Source organism: Neoroseomonas rubea (assembly GCF_016106015.1).
GTDB classification, from domain to species: domain Bacteria; phylum Pseudomonadota; class Alphaproteobacteria; order Acetobacterales; family Acetobacteraceae; genus Neoroseomonas; species Neoroseomonas rubea.
The window spans coordinates 1-8,728 of sequence record NZ_JACADQ010000162.1; the positions used below are offsets into that span (position 1 = coordinate 1).

Genomic DNA, 8,728 nt, shown 5'->3' on the forward strand with positions numbered 1-8,728 from the left:
ACGCCCAGCGCTTCCGCCGCGATGCGCGCCCCGCCGCGCCGCGCGGGATCGGCCGCGCGCGCCAGCCAGTCCGCAGCCCAGAGCGCGCCCACCATCGGCAGCAGGTAGGCCTGGATCAGCGCGGCTGCCGCCATCAGCGCGCCCCAGGCGGCGGCACGGCGCCAGCCCTCCCCGCGCGTGACGCACAGCCACAAACCCATCAGCAGCAGGAACTGCCCGCCCAGGGCGAAATGCCCGCCAAGCCGCGCGAGCAGCAGCGGCTGCATCACGAACAGCCCCGCTGTGGCGAGCCGCGCCAGCGGATCGGGCGTCGCGAGCCCCATCAGCCGCCACGCCATGAACGCCTGCAGCACGCCGCAGGCGTAGATCCACAGGCCCCAGTACTGGCCGACCTCGACCAGCGGGCGCAGCGCCTTGAACAGGAAGGCGACCAGCGGGATCGAGTCCGAATAGAAGACCGAGGAAGCGAGTTCCATCCCCCAGCCGGGGTTCGCACCGAGCGGCCAGCGCCAGGCGTCGCGCGCGAAGGCGGTCCAGCCGAGCCAGTACTGCACCGGGTCGGGACCGATGCGGCCGGAGAGCATCCAGCCGGTGTCGGCGACGGGAAGGATGAAGCCGCCGAAGGCGGTGTGGATGACGAAGGCGCCGAGGAAGCAGGCCGCCAGGGCGCCAAGCAACGAAGGTCGGGGGAGGGGAACCTCCCCCGAGCCCCCTCCCTTCTCTGCCGGTTGGGAATTGATGGCCAAGGTCACAAAGAAGGTTGAGGGGGGTCCAGGGGGAAGAAGTTCCCTTCTCCCCCCTGTCTTCTTCAGCCGGGCGCGCCCCGCTCGCCCCGCAGCCTGAGCGGAACGAAGCGCTGCCCGCCGGACCCTTCGACGGCCAGGAGCGCGACGCCACGGTTCTGCTGGCGCAGCGCGGCGATGCGGTCCTGCACCTCCCGCGGCGTGTTCACGCGCTGCTGCTGCACTTCCACGATCACGTCGCCGGGGCGCAGCTCACGCTCGGCGGCCGGGCTGTTCGGCGCGACCTCCACGATCACCACGCCGCGCTGCTCGGCGCGCAGGTTGAAGCGCTGGCGCAACTCGTCGGTGATGGGGGCCACGCGCATGCCCAGGCCCGCGACCTCGACCGGGCCCTGCTGCGGGGCGGGCGTGGGCGCAGCGCCGGCCTGCTGCGGCTCGGCGGGCAGTTCGCCAAGGGTGACGGTGACCGTCTCCTCCTTCCCGTCGCGCCAGACCACCACGGGCACCTCGGCGCCCACCATGTTGTCGGCCACGATGCGCGGCAGGGTGCGCATGTCCCGCACATCCACGCCGTTGAAACGCAGGATGATGTCACCGTTGCGAATGCCGCCGGTCGCGGCGGGGCCGCCTTCCTGCGCGCGGGCGACGAGCGCGCCGCGCGCGCCGCCGGGCAGGCGCAGGGCTTCGGCGATCTCGTCCGTCACCTGCTGGATGTTCACGCCGAGCCAGCCACGCCGCACCCGGCCGCCGTCGCGCAGCTGCGCCACGATGCGTTGGGCCAGGTTGGAGGGGATGGCGAAGCCGATGCCGATCGACCCGCCGGAGGGCGAGTAGATCGCCGTGTTGATGCCGATCACCCGGCCCTGCATGTCGAACAGCGGGCCGCCGGAATTGCCGCGGTTGATGGCGGCATCGGTCTGGATGAAGTCGTCATAGGCGCCCTGCCGGATGTCGCGCCCGCGTGCCGAGACGATGCCCGCCGTGACCGACCCGCCGAGGCCGAAGGGGTTGCCGATCGCGATCACCCAGTCGCCGACCTGCGCCTCATCGGAATTGCCGAAGGGCACGGCGGTCAGCGGCTTGTCGGTGCGGATGCGCAGCACCGCGATGTCGGTGCGCGGGTCCGTGCCGAGCAGTTCCGCGCGGATCGAGGTGTTGTCCTGCAGGATGACGTTGATCTCGTCAGCCCCGTCGATGACGTGGTTGTTCGTCACGACGATGCCCTGCGCCGCGTCGATGATGAAGCCGGAGCCGAGCGACTGCCCGCGCCGCTGCGGGCGCTGCGGCTGGCCTGGCTGCTGCTGGCCTTCCTGGCCGGGCCGGCCGCGGTTGAAGAAGTCCCGGAAGAATTCCTCGAAGGGGCTGCCGGGCGGGGCCTGGGGCACGTCCGGCGCGTCCGGCCGGCCGGGGCGGGCCTGCACCGCCTGGCTGGTCGAGATGTTGACGACCGCGGGCAGCAGCTGGCGGGCCAGCGGCGCGAAGGTGTCCGGCGCGCGCTGCGCCATGGCGGGCGGCGCGAGCGGGGCGAGCGGCGCCGCCGAGACGAGGGCGGCGATGGCGAGGACGGCAAAGCGCACGGGCTGTGACCTCATCGATGGGCGGCAAGGGGCCGGGACAGGATGTGGCATCTTCCGCAGCCGGCGGAAGCGGCCATCATGCAACGAAACGCGACGCGCCGCAGCACCGGCCTCACGCCGCGAGCATCCAGGCGAGACCGATGCCGAGCGTGGCGGCGACCAGGCCCGCGATGCGCAGCGCGTCCTCGGGCGCGGCCGCCATGGCCGCAAGCCCCCGGCGCATCAGGCCGGGAGCGAGCGCATAGGCGATGCCTTCCAGGGCGAGCACGACCGCGACCCCCTGGAGGAGGCCGGCCAGCGTCACTGCGCCGGCGCCGGCCCGGGCAGCGGCCGCAGCCGCCCGCCGCTCTCCCGGAAGTAGCGGAAGAACTCGCTGTCGGGCGTCATGACCATGCGCGTGTTGCCTTCCGCGAAGGCCTCGCGATAGGCCTGCATGGACCGCCAGAACTGGAAGAAGTCGAGGTCGCGCTGGAAGGCGTCGGCCACCAGCCGCAGCGCTTCCTGCTCGCCCTGGCCGCGCAGCACGTCGGATTGCGCCTGGGCTTCCGCCAGCAGCACCGTCCGCTCGCGCTCGGCCCCGGCGCGCACGCGCTGGGCCACTTCCGCACCCTCGGCGCGTGCCTCGCGTGCGACGCGCTCGCGCTCGGACTGCATGCGCTGGAGGATCGCCTGGGTGTTTTCCTGCGGCAGGTCGGCGCGGCGGATGCGGACATCCACCACCTCGATGCCGAACTGGCGCGCCTCGACATTCACCTGGCGCTGGATCTCGCCCATAATCCGCGTGCGGTCAGCCGACAGGACCGACAGCAGCGGCTCATTGCCCATCACGCGGCGGAGCGAGGCAGAGACGATCGAGTTCAGGCGGGCCCGGATGCCGCCCTCGGTCGCGCCGACCGTCTGGTAGAACACCAGCGGGTCGGTGATGCGATAGCGCGTGAAGCTGTCCACGATCAGCCGGCGCTGGTCGCCCAGGATGACTTCCTCGCCCGGCGCGTCGAAGTCGAGCAGGCGCTGGTCGAAGCTGATCACCGACTGGATGAAGGGGATCTTCGCCTGCAGCCCCGGCTCGCGGATGACGCGGATCGGCTGGCCGAACTGCGTGATCAGCACCTGCTGGGTCTGGTGCACGGTGAACAGGGTGGAGGTGGCCGTCACCACGATGACGGCGAGCGCGGCGAGCGCGATCACGGAGCGGTTCATCGCGGCACCCCCTGGCTACGGCTTTGCACGACGCCCGGGCCCTGCGGCACGGCGGGCAGCGGAGGCGGCCGGTTCTGCGGCACCCCACCCTGCGGGCGCGGGACGGCCGCCCCCTCGCCGAGCGGCAGGAAGGGCACGACGCCCTGCAGCCGGTCATCGACGATGATCATCGGGTTACGCCGCAGGATTTCCTCCATGGTCTCAAGGTAGATGCGCCGCGTGGTCACGTCCGGCGCCGCCTGGTAGGCGGTGAGAACGCTGACGAAGCGCGCCGCCTCGCCTCGGGCGCGGGCAATCTGGCTTTCGCGGGCGCCCTGCGCCTCCTGGACCAGGCGCTCGGCCTCGCCGCGGGCGCGGGGGATGATGTCGTTGCGGAAAGATTCCGCCTCGTTGCGCAGGCGCTCGCGGTCCGCATTGGCGCGCTGCACGTCGCGGAAGGCCTCGATCACCTCGGCGGGCGGATCGACCTTCTGCAGCTGCACCTGCACGATCTCGATGCCCGCGCGGTACTGGTCCATGATCGCCTGGGCGCCGCGGCGCACTTCCTGTTCGATCTGGGCGCGCGCTTCCGTCAGCGCGGGCTGGATCGGCGTGCGGCCGATCACCTCCCGCATCACGGATTCGGCAGCCGACTTCACGGTGCTTTCCGGGTTGCGCGTGTTGAACAGGAAGTCGCCGGCATCGCGGATGCGCCAGAAGACGGCGACGTCGATGTCGATGATGTTCTCGTCCCCGGTCAGCATCAGGCTTTCGGCGAGAACGTCGCGCGCGGGCTGCACGCGGCCCGTCACCACGGGGGCGTCCTGCGCGCCGACGAAGCCGATGTCGACGCGGTTGATGCGCGTCACGCGCGGCGTGGTCACGCTCTCGACCGGCCAGGGGATGTGGTAGTTCAGGCCCGGCGGGGCGGTGCGGTCGAAGGCGCCGAAGCGCATCACCACGCCCTGTTCGTCCGGCTGCACCCGGTAGAAGCCCGAGCCGGCCCAGACCGCGACCAGCACCAAGCCGAGCAGCGCGATGCCCTTGCCCCCGCCGCGCGGCAGGAAGCGGCGGACCGCGTCCTGCGCCTGGCGGATCATCTCATCGAGGTCCGGCCCGCGCCCGCTGCCGGGCGGCCCGCCCTGCCCGCCGCCCGGGGGCGGCGGAGCGCCCCACGGCCCACCGGGCCGTGGGTTCCCCCAGGGACTCTGACCGCCGCTGTTGTTCCAGGGCATGCTCTGCCGGGCCTCCGTCAAACCAGTTCGATCACGTCGCGTCTCGCCCGGCGCCCACCCGCAGGGGATGCAGGGCGGGCGACGCCCGACCATATGGACGCGGGCCGGGCGCCGGGCGAGAAGCGTCGTTGAAGTGCGAGCCTTGCCCGGCGGCGCGGATATTGTCCAGGAACGGGGGCTTTTCAAGCGATGGCGGAGACTCTGGCGGAAGCGGTCACGGTGGCGCTCCGCGCGGTGAAGGACCCGGCGACGGGGCAGGACGTGGTCGCGACGGGCATGGTCCAGGGCCTGACCGCGCGCGACGGGATGGTGCAATTCTCCCTGGAAGTGCCGCGGGAGCGCGCCCCCCAGATGGAACCGCTGCGCGCCGCGGCCGAGCGCGCGGCCGCCGCCGTGCCCGGTGTGCTGAGCGCGACCGTCGTGCTGACCGCCCATCGCCCCGCCGCCCCCCAGCCCGCCACCCCCCGCCAGGCGGCCAAGGCACCGTCCGGCCAGGGGCCGATGCTGCTGCCCGAGGTCGGGGCCATCGTCGCCGTCGCCTCCGGCAAGGGCGGCGTCGGCAAGTCCACCACCGCCGTGAACCTCGCCGTGGCACTGGCCGCGCAGGGGCTGCGGGTCGGGCTGCTGGACGCCGACATCTACGGCCCGTCCCTGCCCCAGATGTTGGGGACGCGGGAACGGCCGCGCTCGAGCGGCAACCGCATCACGCCGCTGTCCCGCTGGGGCCTCAAGGCCATGTCGATCGGCTTCCTGGTCGAGGAGGAGACGCCGATGATCTGGCGCGGCCCGATGGTGATGGGCGCGCTCGAGCAGATGATGGGCCAGGTCGAGTGGGGTGCCCTCGACATCATGATCGTGGACATGCCGCCCGGCACCGGCGACGCGCAGCTCACCATGTCCCAGCGCGTGCCGCTGGCGGGTGCCGTCATCGTGAGCACACCGCAGGATGTCGCGCTGCTCGACGCCCGCCGCGGCGTGCGGATGTTCGAGAAGGTGAACGTTCCCGTCCTCGGCGTGATCGAGAACATGTCGTTCTTCTGCTGCCCCGAATGCGGCCACCGGTCGGACATCTTCGGCCATGGCGGCGCGCGGCGGGAGGCGGAGCGGCTCGGCGTCGAGTTCCTGGGCGAATTGCCCCTCAAGCTCGCCATCCGGGAACTGGCCGATGCGGGGACGCCGATCGTCACCGCCCGGCCGGAGACCGAGGAAGCGGCCGCCTACCGGGCCATCGCCGCGCGGGTGTGGGAGAAGGTGAAGGCCCCCGCGGCGGCGGGCCCGGCCATCCTGGTCGACTGACCGGGCGGGTTTGGCGCCGGGCCGCAATCCGCGCTACCTCGGCACGGATGCGCCCGGCGGAAGGGTCCGGGCGCCCGCCATGAGGACGCGCCCGATGCCGCAATACCGTTCCCGCACCACCACCCATGGGCGCAACATGGCCGGGGCGCGCGGCCTGTGGCGCGCCACCGGCATGAAGGACGGCGATTTTGGCAAGCCGATCATCGCCATCGCCAATTCCTTCACCCAGTTCGTCCCCGGCCATGTCCACCTGAAGGACCTTGGCCAGCTGGTCGCGCGGGAAATCGAGAAGGCCGGCGGCGTCGCCAAGGAATTCAACACCATCGCGGTGGATGACGGCATCGCCATGGGCCATGACGGCATGCTCTACAGCCTGCCTTCGCGCGAGCTGATCGCCGACGCGGTCGAGTACATGGTCAACGCGCATTGCGCCGACGCGATCGTCTGCATCTCCAACTGCGACAAGATCACCCCGGGCATGCTGATGGCCGCGATGCGGCTCAACATCCCGACCATCTTCGTCTCCGGCGGGCCGATGGAGGCGGGCAAGGTCGTCCATCGCGGCGTGAAGCGCTCGGTCGACCTGATCGATGCCATGATCGTCGCGGCCGATGCCTCGGTGACGGATGAGGAAGTGGCGGTGATCGAGCGGTCCGCCTGCCCGACCTGCGGGTCCTGCTCGGGGATGTTCACGGCCAATTCCATGAACTGCCTGACCGAGGCGCTGGGCCTGGCACTTCCGGGCAACGGCACCGTCGTCGCGACGCATGCGGACCGCGAAAGGCTGTTCCTCGAGGCCGGGCGGCGGATCGTCGAGATCACGCGCCGGCACTACGAGACCGACGACATGAGCGTCCTGCCGCGCAACGTCGCGACCTTCACCGCCTTCGAGAACGCCATGACGCTCGACATCGCCATGGGCGGGTCGACCAACACCGTGCTGCACCTGCTGGCCGCGGCGCAGGAAGGCAACGTGCCCTTCACCATGGCGGATATCGACCGGCTGTCGCGCCGCGTGCCGGTGCTCTGCAAGGTCGCGCCCTCCGTCCAGAACGTGCATGTCGAGGACGTGCACCGCGCCGGCGGCATCATGGGCATCCTGGGCGAGCTCGATCGCGGCGGGCTGATCGACACCTCCGTCTCCCGCATCGACGCGCCGAGCCTGGCCGAGGCGCTGGCGGAATGGGACGTGCGCCGCGGCGCGAAGGAGGCGGTCGAGACGTTCTACCGCGCCGCCCCCGGCGGCATCCCGACGACCGTCGCCTTCAGCCAGGCGGCGCGGTGGGAGAGCCTCGACACCGATCGCGAAGGCGGCGTGATCCGCGACGTGGAGCACGCCTTCTCGAAGGATGGCGGCCTTGCCGTGCTGTTCGGCAACATCGCGGAGGAAGGCTGCATCGTGAAGACGGCGGGCGTCGATGCCTCGATCCTCACCTTCACCGGCCCGGCGCGCGTCTTCGAAAGCCAGGACGCGGCGGTGGACGGCATCCTCGGCGGCGCGGTGATGCCTGGCGACATCGTGCTGGTGCGCTACGAGGGCCCGCGCGGCGGCCCCGGGATGCAGGAGATGCTGTATCCGACGAGCTACCTGAAGTCGAAAGGCCTGGGGAAGGCCTGCGCGCTGGTGACGGATGGGCGGTTCTCCGGCGGGTCCTCGGGCCTTTCGATCGGGCATTGCTCGCCCGAGGCGGCGGAGGGCGGCACGATCGGGCTCGTCGAGGATGGCGACACCATCGAGATCGACATCCCCGCGCGCCGCATCCACCTGGCGGTGGCCGATGAGGAACTTGCCCGCCGCCGCGCGGCGATGGAGGCGAAGGGCGAGGCGGCCTGGCAGCCCGCCGCGCCGCGCAAGCGGCATGTCAGCACGGCGCTGAAGGCCTATGCGGCGCTGACGACCAGCGCATCCCGCGGCGCGGTGCGCGACGTCACGGGGCTGCGGCGGCGCTGAGCCGCCGCGTCAGCCCGCGCGCGGCGCCGGCACCTTCAGGCCGAGCCGCGCGGCCAGCGCGATGATCTCCTGCCGGTTCGCGAAGGCCAGGAAGGCGCCGGCGAACCAGGTGACGATCGCTTCCTTGAACAACTTCCCGCCATCGCCGTAGGGGTCGATGCCAATCGGGCCGATCGCGTGGAAGAAGATCGCGCCGCTCATGATCCCCATCGTCAGCAGCCCGCCCCAGGCGCGGGTCAGCGGAATGAGCACGAGGATGGTGGCGAGGATCTCCATCGAGGCGACGGACAGGCGCAGCGGCTTCTCATGCGCCGGAATGCCGAACCAGTCGGCGAGCGGCTGGAAGATGAAGTCCACCGAGCCGGAATGCCCCGTCAGCTTGTATTGCTGGTAGAAGGTGAACTCCCAGGCGATCCAGATCGCCGGCAGCCAGGCGGCCAGGCGAAGGATGCGGTCGGTGCGGGTCATGGCGGCGTTCCTTCGCGGCTGACCCTCGTTTCGCCGGGCTACGCCGCGCGGTTACGCTCAGCGCCCCGCCGTCATCCGCCCCAGCACGAAGCCCAGCGCGAAGGTGCCGAGCAGGATCGCCCCCACATCGCCCAGCAGCGCATGCGCGACGGGCAGCCCGACCAGCAGCGCGAGCGTGAAGCCGCCGAAGAACACCCAGCGCCGCGCGCCGGGGCCGAGCGGGCGCAGCGCGAAGCGGCGCCCGGCCTTGCGCGTGCGCGCGCCCTTGGCGGCGGCACG

At 71.7% G+C, this 8,728-nt stretch carries 9 protein-coding genes; 2 read left to right on the forward strand and 7 right to left on the reverse strand.

Translation table 11 applies throughout. The annotated features are described in order from the left end of the window. From HW577_RS15120 to hflK, 5 genes are all read right to left on the reverse strand, one after another. A partial coding sequence (locus tag HW577_RS15120) for a DUF6311 domain-containing protein (protein WP_198376984.1) occupies positions 1-677 on the reverse strand: 677 nt, incomplete at its 3' end. 131 nt (positions 678-808) lie between these two features. Next, positions 809-2,320 (reverse strand): DegQ family serine endoprotease, encoded by a 1,512-nt coding sequence (locus tag HW577_RS15125; protein WP_332837729.1) that lies wholly within the window; start codon positions 2,318-2,320, stop codon positions 809-811. Positions 2,321-2,432: 112 nt separating this feature from the next. Continuing rightward, positions 2,433-2,624, reverse strand: coding sequence for a DUF2065 family protein (locus HW577_RS15130; RefSeq protein ID WP_198376986.1), 192 nt, complete (start codon positions 2,622-2,624; stop codon positions 2,433-2,435). Further along, positions 2,621-3,520 carry a protease modulator HflC gene (hflC, locus tag HW577_RS15135; protein WP_198376987.1) on the reverse strand — a complete coding sequence of 300 codons (900 nt, stop codon included), beginning with the start codon at positions 3,518-3,520 and terminating at the stop codon, positions 2,621-2,623. Before hflC ends, HW577_RS15130 begins: the two co-directional genes overlap by 4 nt. After that, complete coding sequence (gene hflK, locus HW577_RS15140) at positions 3,517-4,599, reverse strand: FtsH protease activity modulator HflK (protein WP_332837730.1); 1,083 nt, start codon at positions 4,597-4,599, stop codon at positions 3,517-3,519. The genes hflC and hflK overlap by 4 nt, the downstream gene beginning before the upstream one ends. A 324-nt stretch (positions 4,600-4,923) precedes the next feature. Here hflK and apbC point away from each other — a divergent pair, with 324 nt between their 5' ends. Together apbC and ilvD are read left to right on the forward strand one after the other, a co-directional pair. Further along, positions 4,924-6,030 (forward strand): iron-sulfur cluster carrier protein ApbC, encoded by a 1,107-nt coding sequence (gene apbC, locus HW577_RS15145; protein ID WP_198376989.1) that lies wholly within the window; start codon positions 4,924-4,926, stop codon positions 6,028-6,030. A gap of 94 nt (positions 6,031-6,124) precedes the next feature. After that, positions 6,125-7,981 carry a dihydroxy-acid dehydratase gene (gene ilvD, locus HW577_RS15150; protein ID WP_198376990.1) on the forward strand — a complete coding sequence of 619 codons (1,857 nt, stop codon included), beginning with the start codon at positions 6,125-6,127 and terminating at the stop codon, positions 7,979-7,981. Between the two features lie 9 nt (positions 7,982-7,990). On the opposite strand, the gene HW577_RS15155 is transcribed toward ilvD, so the two are convergent. Both HW577_RS15155 and HW577_RS15160 read right to left on the reverse strand, forming a co-directional pair. Further along, a complete protein-coding gene (locus tag HW577_RS15155) occupies positions 7,991-8,449 on the reverse strand; it encodes a hypothetical protein (protein ID WP_198376991.1) in 459 nt (152 codons plus the stop codon). A 57-nt stretch (positions 8,450-8,506) separates the two neighbouring features. Continuing rightward, positions 8,507-8,728: hypothetical protein (locus HW577_RS15160; protein WP_198376992.1), on the reverse strand; the 222-nt coding region annotated here is incomplete at its 5' end.

What these genes read in the sequence shown, in the direction of transcription:
- hflC (WP_198376987.1), bottom strand. Translation starts at nt 3,520, where the DNA reads ATGAACCGCTCCGTGATCGCGCTCGCCGCGCTCGCCGTCATCGTGGTG.
- hflK (WP_332837730.1), bottom strand. Translation starts at nt 4,599, where the DNA reads ATGATCCGCCAGGCGCAGGACGCGGTCCGCCGCTTCCTGCCGCGCGGC.
- apbC (WP_198376989.1), top strand. Translation starts at nt 4,924, where the DNA reads ATGGCGGAGACTCTGGCGGAAGCGGTCACGGTGGCGCTCCGCGCGGTG.
- ilvD (WP_198376990.1), top strand. Translation starts at nt 6,125, where the DNA reads ATGCCGCAATACCGTTCCCGCACCACCACCCATGGGCGCAACATGGCC.
- HW577_RS15155 (WP_198376991.1), bottom strand. Translation starts at nt 8,449, where the DNA reads ATGACCCGCACCGACCGCATCCTTCGCCTGGCCGCCTGGCTGCCGGCG.